Source organism: Actinophytocola sp. (assembly GCF_036378875.1).
Lineage (GTDB): Bacteria > Actinomycetota > Actinomycetes > Mycobacteriales > Pseudonocardiaceae > Actinophytocola.
Genome location: NZ_DASUVO010000103.1, coordinates 58735 through 76356 on the forward strand (window position 1 = coordinate 58735; position 17622 = coordinate 76356).

General features: G+C 68.2%; 17 protein-coding genes and 1 pseudogene. 11 read left to right on the forward strand and 7 right to left on the reverse strand.

Annotated features, from left to right (window positions below):
* The first annotated feature begins 2 nt into the window (after positions 1-2).
* Positions 3-1181, forward strand: coding sequence for an L-2-hydroxyglutarate dehydrogenase (gene lhgD, locus VF106_RS31530; protein WP_330843537.1), 1179 nt, complete (start codon positions 3-5; stop codon positions 1179-1181).
* On the opposite strand, the gene VF106_RS31535 is transcribed toward lhgD, so the two are convergent.
* Positions 1178-2047 (reverse strand): EamA family transporter, encoded by an 870-nt coding sequence (locus VF106_RS31535; RefSeq protein ID WP_330843538.1) that lies wholly within the window; start codon positions 2045-2047, stop codon positions 1178-1180. The two genes, lhgD and VF106_RS31535, sit on opposite strands and share 4 nt — an antisense overlap.
* A gap of 307 nt (positions 2048-2354) precedes the next feature.
* On the opposite strand from VF106_RS31535, the gene VF106_RS31540 reads away from it, so the two are divergent.
* Positions 2355-2663 carry a hypothetical protein gene (locus VF106_RS31540; protein ID WP_330843539.1) on the forward strand — a complete coding sequence of 103 codons (309 nt, stop codon included), beginning with the start codon at positions 2355-2357 and terminating at the stop codon, positions 2661-2663.
* A gap of 59 nt (positions 2664-2722) precedes the next feature.
* Here VF106_RS31540 and serS read toward each other — a convergent pair whose 3' ends face one another.
* Complete coding sequence (serS, locus tag VF106_RS31545; protein WP_330843540.1) at positions 2723-3982, reverse strand: serine--tRNA ligase; 1260 nt, start codon at positions 3980-3982, stop codon at positions 2723-2725.
* 185 nt (positions 3983-4167) lie between these two features.
* On the opposite strand from serS, the gene VF106_RS31550 reads away from it, so the two are divergent.
* Genes VF106_RS31550 through VF106_RS31565 form a run of 4 tightly spaced genes read left to right on the forward strand, consistent with a single transcriptional unit; the run spans position 4168 to position 8475 of the window.
* Complete coding sequence (locus tag VF106_RS31550) at positions 4168-5010, forward strand: septum formation family protein (protein ID WP_330843541.1); 843 nt, start codon at positions 4168-4170, stop codon at positions 5008-5010.
* A gap of 13 nt (positions 5011-5023) precedes the next feature.
* Complete coding sequence (locus tag VF106_RS31555) at positions 5024-5374, forward strand: metallopeptidase family protein (RefSeq protein ID WP_330843542.1); 351 nt, start codon at positions 5024-5026, stop codon at positions 5372-5374.
* Positions 5375-5410: 36 nt separating this feature from the next.
* On the forward strand, positions 5411-5989 hold the full coding sequence (locus tag VF106_RS31560; RefSeq protein WP_330843543.1) for a helix-turn-helix domain-containing protein: 579 nt from the start codon (positions 5411-5413) through the stop codon (positions 5987-5989).
* Complete coding sequence (locus VF106_RS31565) at positions 5986-8475, forward strand: VIT domain-containing protein (RefSeq protein WP_330843544.1); 2490 nt, start codon at positions 5986-5988, stop codon at positions 8473-8475. Before VF106_RS31560 ends, VF106_RS31565 begins: the two co-directional genes overlap by 4 nt.
* 6 nt (positions 8476-8481) lie before the next feature.
* Here the strand turns inward: VF106_RS31565 and VF106_RS31570 are convergent.
* Positions 8482-9110, reverse strand: a pseudogene (locus VF106_RS31570) (IS5 family transposase); the annotation flags it as partial.
* Positions 9111-9142: 32 nt separating this feature from the next.
* Here VF106_RS31570 and VF106_RS31575 point away from each other — a divergent pair.
* Positions 9143-9757, forward strand: a complete 615-nt coding sequence (locus VF106_RS31575) for a transposase (RefSeq protein ID WP_414639106.1) — start codon at positions 9143-9145, stop codon at positions 9755-9757.
* Here the strand turns inward: VF106_RS31575 and VF106_RS31580 are convergent.
* From VF106_RS31580 to VF106_RS31590, 3 genes are all read right to left on the reverse strand, one after another.
* Entirely contained in the window at positions 9747-10925 is a 1179-nt protein-coding gene (locus VF106_RS31580; RefSeq protein ID WP_330843546.1) for an RtcB family protein, read from the reverse strand. The two genes, VF106_RS31575 and VF106_RS31580, sit on opposite strands and share 11 nt — an antisense overlap.
* 41 nt (positions 10926-10966) lie before the next feature.
* Positions 10967-11863: an AurF N-oxygenase family protein gene (locus VF106_RS31585; protein ID WP_330843547.1), complete on the reverse strand. Its 897-nt coding sequence runs from the start codon at positions 11861-11863 to the stop codon at positions 10967-10969.
* 62 nt (positions 11864-11925) lie between these two features.
* Positions 11926-12597, reverse strand: coding sequence for a TetR/AcrR family transcriptional regulator (locus VF106_RS31590; protein ID WP_330843548.1), 672 nt, complete (start codon positions 12595-12597; stop codon positions 11926-11928).
* A 95-nt stretch (positions 12598-12692) separates the two neighbouring features.
* Here VF106_RS31590 and VF106_RS31595 point away from each other — a divergent pair, with 95 nt between their 5' ends.
* From VF106_RS31595 to VF106_RS31605, 3 genes are all read left to right on the forward strand, one after another.
* Positions 12693-13865, forward strand: a complete 1173-nt coding sequence (locus VF106_RS31595) for an endonuclease/exonuclease/phosphatase family protein (protein ID WP_330843549.1) — start codon at positions 12693-12695, stop codon at positions 13863-13865.
* Positions 13866-14017: 152 nt separating this feature from the next.
* Entirely contained in the window at positions 14018-14674 is a 657-nt protein-coding gene (locus VF106_RS31600; RefSeq protein WP_330843550.1) for an RNA polymerase sigma factor ShbA, read from the forward strand.
* A gap of 479 nt (positions 14675-15153) precedes the next feature.
* Entirely contained in the window at positions 15154-15468 is a 315-nt protein-coding gene (locus tag VF106_RS31605; RefSeq protein ID WP_330843551.1) for an ArsR/SmtB family transcription factor, read from the forward strand.
* On the opposite strand, the gene VF106_RS31610 is transcribed toward VF106_RS31605, so the two are convergent.
* The gene (locus tag VF106_RS31610; RefSeq protein ID WP_330843552.1) at positions 15454-15624 is read right to left on the reverse strand and encodes a hypothetical protein; all 171 of its coding nucleotides are present in this window, start codon (positions 15622-15624) and stop codon (positions 15454-15456) included. The genes VF106_RS31605 and VF106_RS31610 overlap by 15 nt on opposite strands.
* Positions 15625-15814: 190 nt before the next feature.
* Here VF106_RS31610 and VF106_RS31615 point away from each other — a divergent pair, with 190 nt between their 5' ends.
* The gene (locus VF106_RS31615) at positions 15815-17536 is read left to right on the forward strand and encodes a sensor histidine kinase (RefSeq protein ID WP_330843553.1); all 1722 of its coding nucleotides are present in this window, start codon (positions 15815-15817) and stop codon (positions 17534-17536) included.
* Positions 17537-17622: the final 86 nt, after the last annotated feature.

The window sequence follows — 17622 nt, forward strand, 5'->3', positions numbered from 1 at the left end:
GCGTGCGGCATACAGCTGTTGTCGGTGGTGGCATCCTCGGTCTCGCGGTGGCCCGTGAGCTGACCATGCGTGGTGACCAGGTGACGGTCCTCGAGAAGGAGGCCCGTTGGGCGGTCCACCAGACGGGGCACAACTCGAACGTCGTGCACGCCGGGCTGTACTACGAACCCGGCTCGTTCAAGGCGCGCATGTCGGTGGCGGGCAACCGCTCGATGATCGAGTTCGCCCGCGCCAACGGGGTGCCGGTCGACGTGTGCGGAAAGCTGGTCGTGGCCACGAGCGCCCAGGAGTTGCCTGGCCTGCACGCACTGGCCGCCCGGGCGTCCGCGAACGGCGTACCGGCCCGGCTGATCACGCCGGCCGAGGCCCACGAGCACGAGCCAGAAGTGGCCTGTGTGGGCGCCCTGCGGGTGGAGAGCACGGCGGTCATCGACTTCGTCGCGGTGTGCGAGGTGCTTGCCAAGCAACTGGAGGCGGACGGGGCTGACCTGCGCCTTTCCACACCAGCACTGGCGATCCGCCCTGGCCGGACCGGCGGTGTGGAGATCGCCACGGGCACCGACGTGATCCGCGCGGACGTGCTGGTGAACTGTGCCGGTCTGCACTCGGACCGGGTGGCTCAACTGGCCGGCCTGACCCCGCCGGTGCGGATCGTGCCGTTCCGCGGCGAGTACTTCACGCTGCGGCCGGAGTCGGCGCACCTGGTGCGAGGCCTGATCTACCCGGTGCCGGACCCGACGCTGCCGTTCCTGGGCGTGCACCTGACCCGCATGCTGGACGGCAGCGTGCACGCCGGCCCGAACGCCGTGCTGGCGCTGCGGCGCGAGGGATACCGGTGGCGTGACATGTCCGGCCGCGATCTGGCGGAGGTGGCCCGCTTCCCGGGTGTGTGGCGCCTGGCGAGGAAGTACCCGAAGACGGCGGTCGACGAGGTGCTGAGGTCGTTGTCCCGTCGGCGTTTCGCCAACAGCCTCGCTCGCCTCGTGCCGGCGGTGGGTCGGGAGGACCTGGTCCGGGCGGGTGCCGGGGTCCGAGCGCAGGCACTGCGCCCGGACGGAACCCTCGTGCACGACTTCATCATCGAGACGGTCCCGAACCAGGTCCACGTGCTGAACGCGCCGTCACCGGGTGCGACATGCGCCCTGGAGATCGCGAAGCACGTAGCCGACCAGGTCGCCTAGCCTTCCTGTGTGCCGGGTGCGAGGTAGTACAGGGCGAGCGCCCCGGCGATCAACAAGGCCCCGACCACTCCCGCCGCGGTGAGCCGCTCCCCGTGCAGAGCAACCGCCAGCACGGTCGCCGTCAGGGGTTCCAGCATGGTCGCGAGCGCCGCGGCAGTGGGATGTGCGTGCCGTAGGCCGAGAAAGTAGGAGCCGTAGGCCAGCGCGGTGGGGACCAGGCCGAGGAACCCGATCAACGCGAGGACATCCCCAGCCAGCGGTACCGACATCCCGTCGAAGCCCGCGAGCGGCAACAGGAAGAGTCCGCCGAGCAGCAACCCTGCAGAGGTAACCACGTGCTGTCCCGGCACCGGCCGCGCCGAGACGAGCGTCAACGCGGCGAACCCGGCCCCGGCGACCAGCGACATGACCACACCGCTGACCACCTGCCACCCATCGGCGCCGGCGGCTCCTCCGGACAGCAGGGCCAACCCGAGCACCGCGGTACCAACAGCGAGCAGCACCCGCCGCTCGCGTACTCCACTGATCACGACCACGAAGACAGGCACACAACCGATCGTGATGAGCGTGGCCAGGCTGACGGCGATTTGAGCAACCGCCACCTGGTAGGCGGCCTGGAACTGAGCAAGCAACCCTCCGGCGACGAGCAACCGCGAGAGCGCGGCCCTCCCACGGAGGTACCGCAACTGCCCAGCGACGACGACCGTTGCGAGCAACCCACCGACCAGCAACCGATACGCGGCCACGGCGACAGGCGACAGGCCGGCGGCAGACTGCAACATCGCGCCGGCAAGGCCGCCGGTCCCCCACAGGACCCCGGCGAGAACGAGCAGCGCGACGGAAAGCCGCGCAGGACGAACCGACAAAGAAGACAAGAGAAACGCTCCCAGGCGTCGAAGATTCGAGATGAGGTCTTCGCTCGCGGGGCGTCTGTCGTCGTCAGTGCAGCATCAGGCAGGCGTGGCGCAGAACCACACCGTCAGAAGAACACCCCGCTCAGCCGCGGGGCGGCGGGGTGATGGGAAAGGTCCGATGCACGCCCGCAGGCTAGCTGGCCCCCGCGCAACGGCCCACCGCGTTTCATATGCCCACCTTCGGTGACATCCGGCCGAACGCGAAACGTGCCACGGGCCACGCCCGATGAGCGCGGTGACTCATGGGGAGGTCACTTCAGTGCGAACCATCGCGACGATCACGTCCATCGGTGCCTGTCTTGTCGCCGTGCTGACGACAGGCGGGTGCGACGGCAGCGCATCGCCCCAAGGCCCGGACGCACCCGCCGGCGAACAGTCCGCCCAGCAATGGACGATGCCGGACCTCGTGGGCGCGACCCTGCAGGACGCACAGGACCAGATCCAGGCTCTTACCGACGGCACGGTCTACTCCACCGACTCGCACGACCTGACCGGTGCGGACGGAACCAGGTCGTCGATGCGAACTGGCAGGTGTGCACACAGAACCTCGAGCCAGGCCAACAGTTGACCAGTAAGTCGCGGATCGACTTCGGCGTGGTCGAGCTCGAGGAGTCCTGCCCCTGACTGTTACGCCGGTTCCAGTACCTCTCGGCCCAGGTAGGGCCGCAGCGCGGTCGGCACTCGTACGGAGCCGTCTGCCTGCTGGTGGTTCTCCAGCATCGCCACGATCCACCTCGTCGTTGCCAGCGTGCCGTTCAGCGTGGCCGCTGTCTGCGGTCGGCCGTTCTCGTCGCGGTAGCGGATCGACAGCCGGCGAGCCTGGAACGTCGTGCAGTTCGAGGTGGACGTCAGTTCCCGGTAGCGGGACTGCGTCGGTACCCACGCCTCGCAGTCGAACTTCCGTGCCGCGCTCATGCCGAGGTCACCACCGGCCACGTCGATCACGCGGTACGGCACCTCGATCTTCGCGAGCATCTCCTCCTCCCACGCCAACAGCTTGGCGTGCTCGTTCTCCGCGTCTTCCGGCCGGCAGTAGACGAACATCTCGACCTTGTCGAACTGGTGGACGCGGATGATCCCGCGGGTGTCCTTCCCGTAGGACCCCGCCTCGCGCCGGAAGCACGACGACCACCCCGCGTACCTCCGCGGTCCCGCTGATAGGTCGAGGATCTCGTTCGCGTGGTAGCCCGCCAGCGGTACCTCCGACGTGCCGACCAGGTACAGCTCGTCGTCGGCGAGGCGGTACACCTCGCTGGCGTGCGCACCGAGGAAGCCCGTGCCCGCGATGATCTCCGGGCGGACCAGGACCGGCGGGATCATCAGCGTGAACCCGTTCGCGGTGGCCTGCGCCGCGGCCAGGTTGAGCAGGGCGAGCTGCAGCTGCGCGCCGACCCCGGTCAGGAAGTAGAACCGCGAACCGGACACCTTCGCGCCTCGCTCGATGTCCAACGCGCCCAGACGCACGCCGAGGTCGAGGTGGTCAGCCGGCTCGAAGTCGAACGCAGGTGGTGTGCCCACCTCCTTGAGCACGACGTAGTCATCCTCGCCACCAGCCGGTGCCGCCCGGTGCACCACGTTCGGCACGGCTACGTGCAGCTCCGCGAGCGCGGCCTCCGCCGCCGACTGCTCCGCCTCGGCGGACCGGACCCGCGCGGCGAGTTCCCGTCCCGTGGCCAGCAGCGCGTCCCGCTCCTCGCCCCGCGCCATGCCCACCTGCTTGCCCAGCTGTTTCTGCTCGGCACGCAGTGCGTCGGCGGCGGCGACCGCAGACCTGCGTCGTTCCTCGGCGGACAGCAGGGCGTCGACCACCGCTTCGTCCTCGCCGCGTGCACGTTGCGACGCGCGCACGGCCTCTGGATTCTCACGCAGAGTCCTCAAGTCGATCACAGCCGGGAGCGTATCCGCGAGGTGGTTTCGGGCACCAACCCGATTCGGCCCCTACCACGTTGCGTAACGCTGGCATCATGGACGCGATGTCTGGACGCGGCGGTCGGTCGAGCTCCCGAGGGAGCACGCTCAAAACACGGTTGGTGATGGCGGGCGCCTTCGTTGGCGCCCTGGTGGTGCTCAGCATGAGCATGCTGTTCTCCTGGCCAGTGTCAGTGAAGGGTGCAGCCGATACCGCGGCCGAGGAGGCGGCCGCCGCGTTCAACTCACCGAGCGGTACCTGTCTCGACTGGCCGAACGACGCCCCTCAGAACATGCGGCCCGTGCGATGTGCCGAGCCGCACACGTTCGAGGTGACCCAGATCGTCGAGATCGGCCAGGACTACTCCAAGACCGCCCCGCCACCGAACGAGCAGGGCTGGCAACAGATCGTGACCGAGCGGTGCACCCAGGTGGGTGCGGACTACCTCGGCGGCAAGCTCGACCCGTTCGGCAAGTACACGGTGGGCGCGCTGAAGCCCACCGAACAGCAGTGGCGAGAAGGCGACCGGAAGCTGCGGTGCGGCCTGCAGCGGGTGACGCCGTCCGGCAAGCGTCTGCTGGCGACCACCGGGACGGCGGCCAAACAGGACCAGTCCAACGTGAACGATCCCGGTACGTGCTTCGCCCTGGTGAACAAGCAGGAGGTCGGGGACCCGGTCGACTGCGCGAAGGCGCACTCCTACGAGGTGGTCGGCAGTATCGACCTGTCGAAGGACTTCCCCGGCGAGTACCCGAGCGAAGAGTTGCAGCGCGAGAAGACCGTGGACCTCTGCCCGCCGGTGGCGGCGGCGTACACGGGCAACAAGGACCTGGCCGCGCTCCAACTGTCGCTGTACTCGGACACTCTGAAGCCCGAGAGTTGGGCCGTCGGCTCGCGGAAAGTGAACTGCAAGGTCGGCGCACTCGAGGTGGACGGGACGCTGAAGCCGGTGCTCGGCAGCGTGCGGGCCCAGCCCGCGACGACGTCGTCCAACGCGCCGAAGTAGGGACGACACTGACATGGGCGTCACCATGACGCGCCAGCGGTTCGAGGAGCTGGTCGGCGACGCGCTCGACCTCATTCCGCCCGAGTTCGCGGCCGCCATGGACAACGTCGTGATCCTCGTCGAGGACCGCGACCCCGAGAACCCCACACTGCTCGGGCTCTACCACGGCGTCGCGCTGACCGAGCGCACGTCGCAGTACGGCGGCGTGCTGCCGGACCGGATCTTCATCTACCGCGAGGCCATCCTCGACATCTGCGCCGACGAGCAGGACGTCGTCGAGGAGGTCGCGATCACTGTCGTTCACGAGATTGCCCACCACTTCGGTATCGATGACGCTCGGTTGCACGAGCTTGGCTGGGGGTAGTTTGACACTGTCATCAGACACTGTCAAAATTGCAGCATGAACGACGAGCTGTGGACCCTCGAGCAGCTTTCGAACCGCGTGGCGGACCTACTGGCCGACGGATACGAAGGCCAGACGAACGGCCGTGTCCGGGAGCTGCCGAACGGGCGCACCATCCGGTGGTACACCACCATCGGCCTCGTCGACCGGCCGCTGGCGACGAGGGGACGGACCGCGCTCTACGGCCCGCGTCACGCATTACAGCTGGCAGCGATCAAACAACTGCAGGCTCGGGGCCTGACGCTCGCCGAGGTGCAGCACCGGTTGCTGGGCATCTCTGACGAGGAACTCGCTGTCGTCGCCAGAACGAGGATGGACGTCGTCCATGTGCAGGAGGGCGCCGCGGTGCCGTCCGACCGCTTCTGGCGGCACCAGCACCCGCACGACGACACCAAGAATGACACTGTCACGAACAGGGTTCCCGCTTTCCGCGTCGGTGACAGTGTCACCGTTCTGCTGGACGGCGCCACCAGGCCTGTTGACGACGCCGACATCGCGGAGCTGACCGCGGCCGCACGGCCGCTCCTCGACGCGATCGACCGGCTCGGCCTCTCCCCACGAAAGGAACGCCGATGAGCACCGACATCGAGCTGATCGACCAGGCTGAGGTGACCGCCCGGCCAACCGAGGACGACGGGCTCGGCTGCCTACGCACGAAACGTGGCAACCTGCCGTTGGAGTCGATCGACGTCCGCACCAGGATCACCGGGCTCGCGTCGCACACCGAGCTGACCCAGGGCTTCCGCAATACCCACGACGAGCCTCTCGAGGCCACCTATGTCTTCCCGCTGCCGCCACGCGCGGCGGTCACCGGGATGCGGATGGAAGCGGACGGCCGCGTGGTCGAGGGCGTGCTCAAGGAGCGCGGCCAGGCACGAGCCGACTACGACCAGGCCATCCAGGAGGGCAAGCGGGCATCCATCGCCGAGGAGGAGCGGCCCGGGGTGTTCACCATGCGGGTGGGCAACATCCTCCCTGGTGAACGAGTCACCGTGCACCTGACGCTCGCGGGGGCGCTGTCCTACGAGGACGGCGAAGCGACCTTCCGATTTCCGCTGGTGGTGGCACCGAGGTATGTCCCGGGCGCCCCATTGGACGGCGACCAGGTCGGCGACGGCACCGCGTGGGACACCGATGCGGTGCCAGACGCCTCACGCATCTCACCGCCGGTCCTGCTCCCCGGCTTCCCGAATCCGGTACGGCTTTCCCTCGAGGTGGAGGTGGACACGGCCGGTCTGCCGCTGGCCGGCGTCCGGTCGACCCTGCACGCGACCGCCACCGAGGACACCGCGAGCGGGATGCGGATCCGCCTCAATCCGGGTGAGCGGGCGGACCGCGACTTCCTGCTGCGCCTTCGCCTCGGCGACGACAGCGCCGTGAGCACGTCGCTCGCGGTGCTGCCGGACGACGACGGCGGCGGCACGTTCGCCCTGACGGTGTTACCGCCGGCCATCGAGGCGGCCCGCCGTGGCCGTGATGTGGTGTTGGTGCTGGACCGGTCCGGTTCCATGGGCGGCTGGAAGATGGTCGCCGCACGGCGGGCGGCCGCACGCATCGTGGACACCCTCAGCGGTGACGACCGCTTCACGGTGTTCGCGTTCGACTTCGAGACCATGTCCCCGCCAGGGCTTCCCGACACGTTGGTGGAGGCAACCGACCGAAACCGCTTCCGTGCGGTGGAGTTCCTGTCCGGTCTGGACGCCCGAGGCGGCACCGAGATGCTCTCCCCGCTGCGGCGTGCCACGGACCTGTTGCACGGTGCGGCAGATCGAGAACGCGTGTTGGTGCTGGTGACGGACGGCCAGATCGGCAACGAGGACCAGATCCTGAGCGAGCTCGCACCCAAACTGAGCGGGGTGCGGGTGCACACCGTGGGCATCGACCGCGCCGTCAACGAGGGCTTCCTGCAACGGCTGGCCGGCTCTGCCGGCCGCTGCGAGCTCGTCGAGTCGGAGGATCGCCTCGACGAGGCAATGCACAACATCCACCGCAGGATCGGCACCCCACTGGTGACGGACCTGCAGGTCACACCGGATGGCCTAGCGGTGGAATCGGGAACGCTGGCACCCGCGCCGGTGCCGGACCTCTTCCCCGGGGCACCGGTTGTGGTGATGGGCCGGTTCACCGGAAGCGCGGAAGGCGGAGTCGTCGTGAGCGGCCAGCCGAAGTGGCGCACACCGGTGACCATGACGCAAAGCTCCAACCCAGCACTGGGTGCGCTGTGGGCACGGGCGATGATCCGCGACCTGGAAGACCGGTACGTGACGGGCCAGACCTCACTGGAGGGGCAGATCGTCAGCACGTCCCTGAACTTTGGGGTGCTGTCCCGTTTCACCGCGTTCGTGGCAGTGGACCAGCGAGTGGTGAACGAGGGCGGCACCACACGCCGAGTGACCCAACCGGTCGACCTGCCAAGCGGTTGGGAAGTGCCAAACGCGGCGCCCCCAGCTCCCGCGGCAGCAGCAGGCATGCCCACGTTCGGCGCGATGGCCCGCTTCGGCGTGACAGGCGCCGCATCGGCCCCCCGCTACGCCGAGTCGGCATTCGACACAGCCGAAAAACAGGCCAGCTATGACCTTCCGCAACCGGGCGGCACCTTCGGCAGCAGCCCTGGTGCACCCGGAACCGGCTTCGGCAACCCACCCATGCAAGGCGGCCCGGGCTTTCCACCCGCGGGAGGACCGTGGACCCCACCGGTGGCACCACCGCCGCGCAGGAAGCAACCCCAACCCACCCCACCACCGGCGGGCACCACAACGTTGGCGAAGTTCGTAACCGATGAACTAGCACGCCTACGCGACAACGAAGGCCAAGACGTATGGCTGCGAGCGGGCTTACTGACAGCACTGTCCGAACGCATCCGACTGCAACTGGCTGTGTGGGAACTAAACAACGAGCCCGCAGCCGCCCGCACCACACTGGGCGCACTGTCAACAGAACTGACCACCCCAACAGCCGACGCAGCAGAGGTAGAAAGCCGCTGGCAACGCGCCATCACAACACTGACCTCCCTAACCAACGGCAACAACCCCCGCACCCGCCAACCATTCTGGAAGCGCTAAGAGTTCCTAACAAAGTCGGGTGACATGTCGCCAGGTGATGATGCAGGTGGCCAGGGCGAGGAAGGCTTCGTGGATGTCGTCGCGGCGTTCCCAGCGGATGCGTAGGCGTTTCATGCCGTGGTACCAGGCCACGGTGCGTTCGACGACCCACCTTTGCTTGCCCAGTCCGGATCCGTGGGGTTGGCCTCGGCGAGCGATGTGTGGTCGGATGCCTTTGGCGCGCACCTTCTTGCGGTACTTATCGTGGTCATAGGCACGGTCGCCATACAACTCGTCCGGTCGCCGGCGCGGCCGGCCACGCCGGCCTCGAACCGGCGGTATCGCCTCGATCAACGGCTCCAGTTCGGTCACGTCGTTGCGGTTGCCGCCGGTCAACGAGAACGACAACGGGAAACCGGCACCCTCGGTCAGGACGTGGTGCTTCGAGCCCGGGCGGGCGCGGTCAACCGGGCTCGGACCGCTTTGGGGCCACGCCTCGCAGCCCGGACATGTGAGGAGTCGATGACCGCCCCAGACCAGTCCAGCTTCCCGGCACCGTGCAACTCGGCCAACAACAACTCGTGCAGTCGCTGCCAGACTCCAGCTCGATTCCATTCTTCGAGGCGCCGCCAGCAGGTCATGCCCGACCCCGAACCCCAACTCCTGTGGGAGGACGGCGTTCGGGGCGTTGGTCAGGTTCCGTGAGGGGTTCTACGGGTGTCTGACCGCGCGGGCGGACGCGTTGTTCGAGTTGACCGACGCGGTGCTGTGTGATGATGGCCCGGTCGGTTCGCTGGTCGGGCTGTCGCTGGTGCCGGAGTACCGGCGTAGGCACGGCGCGTTGTATGACGGGATTAACCGCGGTCGTGTCGTCTGCCACACCTACGGCCGCGGCAAGAATCAGCATCTGATGCTCCCGGGCTGGCCGTACTCGGTCGTGGCCGCGTTGGAAACCGGCCGCACGTCGTGGACCGCGCTGCTGGACGCTGTCCGGCTGCAGCCTGGCGCGGATGTCGCGGCCGTAACCACTGCTCAGACCCGCGAGGTCGTCGAGCGCCTTATCGCCGCCGGCCAGTGGCGGCTCGGTGACCCGGAGATCCTGGTCGTGCTGGATGCCGCGTACGACGCGCCCCGGATCGCTCATCGTCATCGCGTTTCGCCGGCGGATGCGCGAGAAGGAGATCGGCAAGCTCAGCCGGACTTGACGAGACCATTGTGGACGCCATGGTTGTCCAGTCAGGACATGATCCGGGCCGGCCGGTGGGCCGCTCGGTTTCGAGCGGCCCACCTCGTCAGCCCTTGATGCAGATCACCTGCTTGAGCTTCGCCACGATTTCGACCAGGTCGTCCTGGTTGCGGATGACCTCGTCGATGTCCTTGTACGCGGCCGGGATCTCGTCCACCACGCCCGAGTCCTTGCGGCACTCGACGCCGGCGGTCTGGGCTGCCAGGTCCGCCTCGGTGAACTGCTTGCGTGCCTTGTTGCGGGACATGCGGCGGCCAGCGCCGTGGGACGCCGACTCGAACGAGTCCGGGTTGCCCAGGCCGCGGACGATGTACGAACCCGTGCCCATCGAACCCGGGATGATGCCCATCTCGCCGCGGCCCGCTCGGATCGCGCCCTTGCGGGTCACCAGCACCTCCTCGCCGAAGTGGGTCTCCTCGGCGACATAGTTGTGGTGGGCCGAGATCGGCTCGTCGAAGCTGATCTGTCGGAACTGCTTGCGCAGGACGTCACAGACCAACCGCATCATCACCGCGCGGTTGCGGCGGGCGTAGTCCTGTGCCCAGAACAGATCATGCCGGTACGCCTTCATCTGCGGGGTGTGCGCCAGGAACACCGCCAGGTCCGGGTCCGGCAGCGACTGGTTGTGCGCCAATCTCTGCGCGACCTCGATGTGGTGCTGCGCCAGGAGGTTCCCGATACCGCGTGAACCCGAGTGCAGCATGACCCAGACCTGCTTGTCCGTGTCGAGGCAGACCTCGATGAAGTGGTTACCGCCGCCCAGCGTGCCCATCTGGTGCAGTGCCTTCGCCGAGTTCGCCTTCACGGCGGGCGTCAGCTCGTCGAAGCGGCGCCAGAAAGCGTCCCAGTCCGACGCGTCCCTGTTGGTGAACGCCGTCGCGCGGTGCTGGCCGAAGCCCACCGGGACCTCGCGCTCCAGCAGGGAACGCAGCCTGGACAGCGAGTCCGGCAGGTCCTCGGCACGCAGCGACGTGCGCACCGCGGTCATGCCGCAGCCGATGTCGACGCCGACCGCCGCCGGGGACACGGCGTCGCGCATCGCGATCACCGAGCCCACCGTGGCGCCCTTGCCGTAGTGCACGTCCGGCATGACGGCGACGTGCTTGAAGGTCCACGGCAGCGCGGCGATGTTCTGCAACTGCCGCATCGCCTGTTCCTCGATCGTCTCCGGTCGAGTCCACATGCGAATGTCGACGTGCTTCCCTGGAACGGTGGTCGCTGCCATGACTTCAGAGTAGGCGCCAAAAAATCAGTGGCACGACCTAATTACAGGAGGTACGCCTTCTGCCAGATCCGCTTCGACGGGCCGCCGATCATGCCGACCTCCGTCAGGAACGCCACGATCTTCTCCGCCATCCACCGACGAGACTCGCGGTGGTGTGGGTTCGTCAGCGCCACCGCGCGTGCCTCGCGCGGGTCCAGGCCGACGGCCGCGTAGACACCCGGGTGCACCAGCACGTTGATCACCGCGTACGCCACCAACGCCGTGACCAGGCGATGCAGCTCCAGTGCCGGGCCGCGAAGCGACGTCAGGCCACGTACCAGCTCCTCGCGTGCGTACCGCACGTGGCGGGCTTCCTCCACCACATGGATCCGGTTGATCATCCGGATCATGGGCTGGATGCTCTCGTCGTCGAGCATGGACCGCTGCAACCGGTCGGTCGTCTCCTCCACGACCAGCACCGACGCGAACATGGCCGGGCCGCCGATCACCGCCCCGAAGAGCTTCGCCGGGAGCCGCACCACCCGTGGTGGGCCGTACGCCGGCAGGCCGAGCCGGGCGATGCCCTTGCCGAACATGATCGCGTGCCTGGTCTCGTCGCCGATCTCGGTCAACGCGTAGTGCGTGTGCGGGCTGCGTGGGTCGAGGTCCGCCGCGTACCTGGCCAGCAGCTGCATCAGCACGATCTCGGTCCACAGCCCGACGCTCGTGATGCTGCCGATCTCGTGTTTCGCCAGTTCGAGGCGCTGCGACGGGGTCAACCGGTCCCACAGCGGAGTCCCGTACAGCGACACCCGCTCTTCCGGCATGAAGCCCTTGCCCTCGACCAGCGGCGCGTCCCAGTCGATGTCCACGTCCGGGTCGTAGGCGTTGCGCATCGACGAGTCCAGCAGCCGCTCCGCGGTGACGTCGCGGTCCTTCGGGCGCAGCACACGAGCCATGGCGAACCTCCCGGACTGTTATGTGTTACCTCACGTAACAGTTACTTAGGTTCCGCCGACTGTCAAGCGTCCGGTCGGGTCAGGTCTCCGATGAGCTGCACGATCTCCCTGGTCACGGGCCGGAGGAGCCGCAGGCGGGACAGCCCGATCACCCGGTCGAGCAGCGGCACGGTCCGGTCGACCAGCATCCGTGTGCGGCGACAACCCGGCGAGCGGTCATGCACCCAGAACAACACGACCCCCATCTCGTACAGCCACAGCAATTCCGGCAGCTCGGGACGCAGGTCCGGGTCGACCCGGGCCGTCGAGCCCTCCAGCACCCGCCGGTACAGCGCGATCTGCGCGTCCCGCGCCGGCGAGGACTCGGGCGAGAACGGGCTCAGCGGGCTGTCCGGGTCGGCCGCGTTCACGAAGAACTGCTTGCCGAACTCGTGGTACGGCGCGGCCACGTCCAACCACGTGTGCACCACGGCGCGCAAACGTTTGGCAAGGTCCGGCTCGGTCGCGAGGACCTCCGCGCAGGCCTCCTCGTGCAGGTGGGCTATTCGGTCATAGAAGCCCTGGACCAGCTGTTCCTTCGACGAGAAGTAGTAGTACGCGTTGCCGACCGAGACCCCGGCCTCACGGGCGATGGCCCGCATCGTCGTCTTGTCGTAACCGTTCTCCTGGAACAGCCGCAGCGCCGTCTCCACGATCAGCGTTCGGGTCGCCTCACTCTTGGGAGTCTTGATCACCGATCCAGGGTCCGACACATCGTTAACCGTATCTCCGGTGTGCTGTTCACGGGTCCATGTCAGGGTGGTCCGCCACAACCCTGGAGGAGGTCCCCATGCGTCTGTTACCCGTGCTGGCACTCGCCGCCGGGCTGGTCACCGCACCGGTTGCCCAGGCCGACAGCGGCCACACCGTTCGGTTCGCGACGTTCAACGCCTCGCTCAACCGGAACGCGCCGGGCCAGCTCGTCGCCGACCTGTCGACCCCGGACAACCCGCAGGCCCGCGAGGTCGCCGAGGTCATCCAGCGCAACCGGCCGGACGTGCTGCTGATCAACGAGTTCGACTTTGCCCCGCAGGCCGTCGACCTGTTCCGGGACAACTACCTCGAGCGCGGCCAGAACGGGGCCAGGCCCGTCGACTACCCGTACGCGTTCATCGCGCCGTCCAACACCGGGGTCCTCACCGGGTTCGACCTCGACCGCAACGGCAGCACCAACACCGGCAACGACGCGCACGGGTTCGGCCTGTTCGAAGGCCAGTTCGGGATGCTCGTGCTGTCGAAGTACCCGATCGACGCACGCAACGCCCGCACCTTCCAGCACTTCCTGTGGAAGGACATGCCGAACGCGATGCTGCCGGACGACCCGGCCACCGCGGCGCCGAAGGACTGGTACTCCCCCGAGATCCTGAACGTGCTGCGGCTGTCGTCGAAGTCGCACTGGGACGTGCCGGTGAAGATCGGCCGGAAGACCCTGCACTTCCTCGTCTCCCACCCGACGCCACCCACGTTCGACGGCCCGGAGGACCGCAACGGGACCCGCAACAACGACGAGATCCGCTTCTGGGCCGACTACGTGACCCCGGGCAAGGGCCGCTACATCTACGACGACAAGGGCCGGCGCGGCGGGCTCTCGCCCAGCGCCACGTTCGTGGTGGCCGGCGACAACAACTCCGACCCGCTCGACGGCGACAGCGTGCCGGGCGCGATCGACCGGCTGCTCGACGCGCCTCGGGTGATCGACCCGCACCCCGGCAGTTACGGCGGCGTGCTCGCCGCACGGGAGCAGGGCGGCGCCAACGCGACCCACGAGGGTGACCCGTTCTTCGACACGGCGGACTTCAACGACAACGCGCCGGGCAACCTGCGCGTCGACTACGTGCTGCCGTCGAAGGGCCTGATCCCGGTGCGTGCCGCCGTGTACTGGCCGACCGACGAGCTTTCCCGCCTCAACGACGCCTCGGACCACCACCTGGTGCGGGTGGACGTGTTCGTCAGCGGGCGGTGACCGCTCACCTACGTCGTGTGTAAAGCCGCTGCCCGATTGGGCAGCGGTTTCCGTTCGACGGGGTTTTTGTTGCAGCGAGGACGTATTTGTACTGCCTGTCCGTGCTCTCTTGAGTCGAACACAACCGCCGGGGGGCATCAGGAGGGCGCGCGATGTTGTGCACAGTCGAGCCAGATGTGGACCTGGCCCAGCTCGAGGCGGAGCTGGCGAACGTGGGGGTTGCACCGGCGCCGGCACCGCCGGCCTGGTCGCGTCCGGTGACCAGGAAAAACCTGGACACGGTCGCCGCGGCCGCGTCGGCGGGCGACTCCGCCGCGGTCGACGAGCTGCTCAGCTACCTGCGACCGATCATGGTCCGGTTCTGCCGCACCAAGCTGGGACGTGTGCGGCCGATCAGCTCCGCCGACGACGTGGCCCAGGAAGTGTGCATCGCGATCTTCCGCGCGCTGCCCACCTACCAGCACCTCGGCCGGCCGTTCCTGTCGTTCGTCTTCGGCGTCGCGGCACACAAGGTGGCCGACGTCCACCGCGCCGCGGCCCGCGACCGCTCGATGCCGACGGCCGAGACACCGGACACGGTGACCTTCGCGGAGAACCCGGAAGAGATCGCGCTGCGCCGCGAGCTGGTCGAGCAGACCAGCGACCTGCTGCGGACGCTCCTGCCCAGGCAGCGGGAGATCGTCGTGATGCGGGTCGTCCTGGGCATGTCCGCCCAGGAAACGGCGGACGCCGTCGGGACGACCCCCGACGCGGTCCGCGTGGCACAGCACCGAGCACTCAACCGCCTACGACGGACGATCGCCCGCTAGACGACCGGCGGCGCGGGTAGCTGCAGGGGGCCGCCCGCGCCGCCGGGGTTCATCGACGCGTGACGTTCCGGCAGGTCAGCCGACCCAATATGTACTGGCCAAGCGGTCACGAAGCGCCGCTCGACGCCAGCGATCCGCAGGGTGCCCTTCAGGGCATGGCTCTGGCCGCGAACCACCGCACGGGATCAACGCCCCGACATCGGCTGAGCGGTTTCATGATCAACGCCAACACAGATGGTTGCGTAGGCATCCCCCACCCATACCCGGGGGGCCACCCCGAGGCCATCGTACCAACCGACACAGACAAAACCCCAGGTCGCGCAGCCCTGTGGACAACTTTCGGTGGCCAGTCCGAGCGAATGGGACTCTCGTGCGGCATTCGGCTTTGCTGGGGGACTGTTTCGACGTCGTTCGGACCTCGAATGTCTGGGCCGGAGGTAGTGTTTTCGTCTGGCGTCGAACAGAACGAGAGGCCGGGCATGACGATTGGGCGCTGGGCGCCGGTGGCCCACCCGGACGTCGAGTCCGTCGTGGTTGACGATGTGCTTCGGGCACTTGCCGACCCGACGCGGCGGCAGATCGTGCGTCTTCTGCTTGCCGAGGGCGACCGGGCCTGTGGCACGTTTGGCCTGCCGGTCGCCGCCTCGACGCTCAGTCACCATTTTGCGACTCTGCGCAAGGCCGGCATCCTCCGTCAGTACGACGACGGCCGGCAGCGCATGAACACGCTGCGCCTGGACGAGCTGGAGAACCGCTTTCCTGGGCTCGTTCGCGTCGTCCTAGACGCTGGCTAGTTCGCGCCGCCGCTGCTGCGCCTTGCGGGCGTGGCGCCGGAGCTTGCGCTCGTACCACCACGAGTCAGCCTCGACGATGATCGGGCCGAGCGCCATCAGCAGCAGCACCGAGAACCCGAGTACTGCGCCGGTCCACACCAGAATCGCCTGAAGCATCTTTTCCTCCTCCTGAGAACCTGCTGGTCACAGCTTCTCTCCGGCGAGGTGTCCTGCGGATCGGTCGAACAGCCGCGGCCGCCCGGCCGACCGGTCACCGCCTGGCGCGACCACACTGGCCGATCGGCTGACCACCGGACGCCGGTTGGCCGAGGCGACACGCCGAGGTGTTCCCCTAACGTGTGGTCGCATGACACCGATTCCGGTGCCGCACCGCTGGCTGGCCGCACTGCTCGGCGTCGCGCTGCTGCTCGACACATCGATGGTCCTCACGGGTAGCCCGACGAGAACGCTGCTCGTTCTCCCAGGCGCCGCGTTGCTCGCCGTCTTTACCTGGTTCGGGGTGAACCGGCCGGCGGCAGGGGCCACGTTCGGTGCGATCACGCTCGTGGTGTCGTCGGTCCTGATCCGGTTCGCCAACGTCGAGGCACCGTCGATTGGCCTGTCGCACATCATGCTGACCGAGCTGATCTCCGGGGTCGTGCTGGTCGTCATGGTGGTGTGGCGGTGCTCCCCGACCGTCGCGTTCTCGTGCGTGCCCGCGCTCGTCGTGGCGTGCCTTGCCTCGATGGTCATCCGACAGGCGAACTGCGACTGGTACTCCGGCGACTGCACCACGTCCCCGAACGGCTACGTCGAGATCATCTCGCCGAGGGACATCCTGCAGTCGATGGTCTTCGGGTTCGTCCTGCTGGCGGGCGCCATCGGAACCGGCTACTACCTGCGCCGCTCCTCGCGGCTGCGGGTCGAGACCGAGCTGGGCACGCTCGTCCGCAAGCAGTGGCCGCTCGGCGCGGCGCTCGCGGTCATGGCTCTGCTGGAGCTGACCGACGTCGACCAGTACGACCTGCCCACGTACATCGCGTCGGTCGGCGTCGGTGTGTGTGCCTTCTTCGGGCCCAGGTACCCGCTGCGTAACACGCTCGTGGCCGCTGCGGCGCTCATGTTCTCCGCGGTCGCCAGCCTCCTGTACGGCCCCTCGAGCAGCTCGATCCTGCCGTTCACCGCCATGGCGGCGAGCATGGCGCTCATCGCGTACGTGGTCCGCTATGTCGAGCTCCGGCAGGCGGCGTGGAGCACCGCCGCCCTCGCGGTCGCCATGCTGCTGGCGATGTCCGTCCGGACGAACAGCAACAGCTTCTCGGCCGAGGATCTGCTGTTCCTGCTGGCGTTCGTGCTGCTCGTGTCGATCGCCACCGGATGGTACTTCCGCAGCCGGGACCGGGAACGGAACCAGACCGTGGCGGCCGCGGTGACCTCCGCACAGCAGGGTGAGCGGATGGCGCTGGCACGCGAGCTGCACGACGTGGTCGCGCACCACGTCACGGGCATCGTCGTGCAAGCGCAGGCCGCGCTGATGGTGGCGGAGAAGAACCCGGGGGTCGCCCTGCCCGCGTTGGAGAAGATCGAGCGCAGCGGCACGGAGGCGTTGACGGCGATGCGCACGCTCGTCGGCAGCCTGCGGGAGGGCACGGCCGCGTGGACCGCCGGCAGCGCTGACGCCACCGGGGACGCCACGACCGACCTGGTCGCGGACCTGGGTGCGGTGGTCGAGAACTTCGTCGGCCCGCCGGTCGAGGTCGACCTGAACCTGCCGTCGCAGCTGCCGCACGAGATGGGCCGCTCGGTGCTCCGGCTGGTGCAGGAGTCGTTGACGAACGTCGGGAAGCACGCGCCGGACGCCTCCGAGGTCCACCTTCGCGTGGCGACGATCGACGACACGCTGCACATCCGTGTCAGCGACGACGGCACGAAGCGACCTGTCAACCCGGCCGGCGGCTCGGGTGGCTACGGTCTGGTCGGCATGCGTGAGCGGGTGGAGTTGCTCGGTGGCCGGTTCGAGGCGGGGCCGAGCGGTTATGTCGGCTGGAACGTCGAGGCGTGGTTGCCGTTGCGGAAAGAGGGGTCATGAGCGGAGCTTGCGGAGCGAATCATCGGCACTCAGGACGCCGGCTCGACCGCGGAGGGCGCCGGAGTAGCGGAGCCTGCGGAGCGTTC

Bases quoted from the DNA above. Each gene is read 5' to 3' on its own strand.
- VF106_RS31550 (WP_330843541.1), top strand. From the start codon at position 4,168: ATGAGCATGCTGTTCTCCTGGCCAGTGTCAGTGAAGGGTGCAGCCGAT.
- VF106_RS31555 (WP_330843542.1), top strand. From the start codon at position 5,024: ATGGGCGTCACCATGACGCGCCAGCGGTTCGAGGAGCTGGTCGGCGAC.
- VF106_RS31560 (WP_330843543.1), top strand. From the start codon at position 5,411: ATGAACGACGAGCTGTGGACCCTCGAGCAGCTTTCGAACCGCGTGGCG.
- VF106_RS31565 (WP_330843544.1), top strand. From the start codon at position 5,986: ATGAGCACCGACATCGAGCTGATCGACCAGGCTGAGGTGACCGCCCGG.
- VF106_RS31580 (WP_330843546.1), bottom strand. From the start codon at position 10,925: ATGGCAGCGACCACCGTTCCAGGGAAGCACGTCGACATTCGCATGTGG.
- VF106_RS31585 (WP_330843547.1), bottom strand. From the start codon at position 11,863: ATGGCTCGTGTGCTGCGCCCGAAGGACCGCGACGTCACCGCGGAGCGG.
- VF106_RS31595 (WP_330843549.1), top strand. From the start codon at position 12,693: ATGCGTCTGTTACCCGTGCTGGCACTCGCCGCCGGGCTGGTCACCGCA.
- VF106_RS31600 (WP_330843550.1), top strand. From the start codon at position 14,018: ATGTTGTGCACAGTCGAGCCAGATGTGGACCTGGCCCAGCTCGAGGCG.
- VF106_RS31605 (WP_330843551.1), top strand. From the start codon at position 15,154: ATGACGATTGGGCGCTGGGCGCCGGTGGCCCACCCGGACGTCGAGTCC.
- VF106_RS31610 (WP_330843552.1), bottom strand. From the start codon at position 15,624: ATGCTTCAGGCGATTCTGGTGTGGACCGGCGCAGTACTCGGGTTCTCG.
- VF106_RS31615 (WP_330843553.1), top strand. From the start codon at position 15,815: ATGACACCGATTCCGGTGCCGCACCGCTGGCTGGCCGCACTGCTCGGC.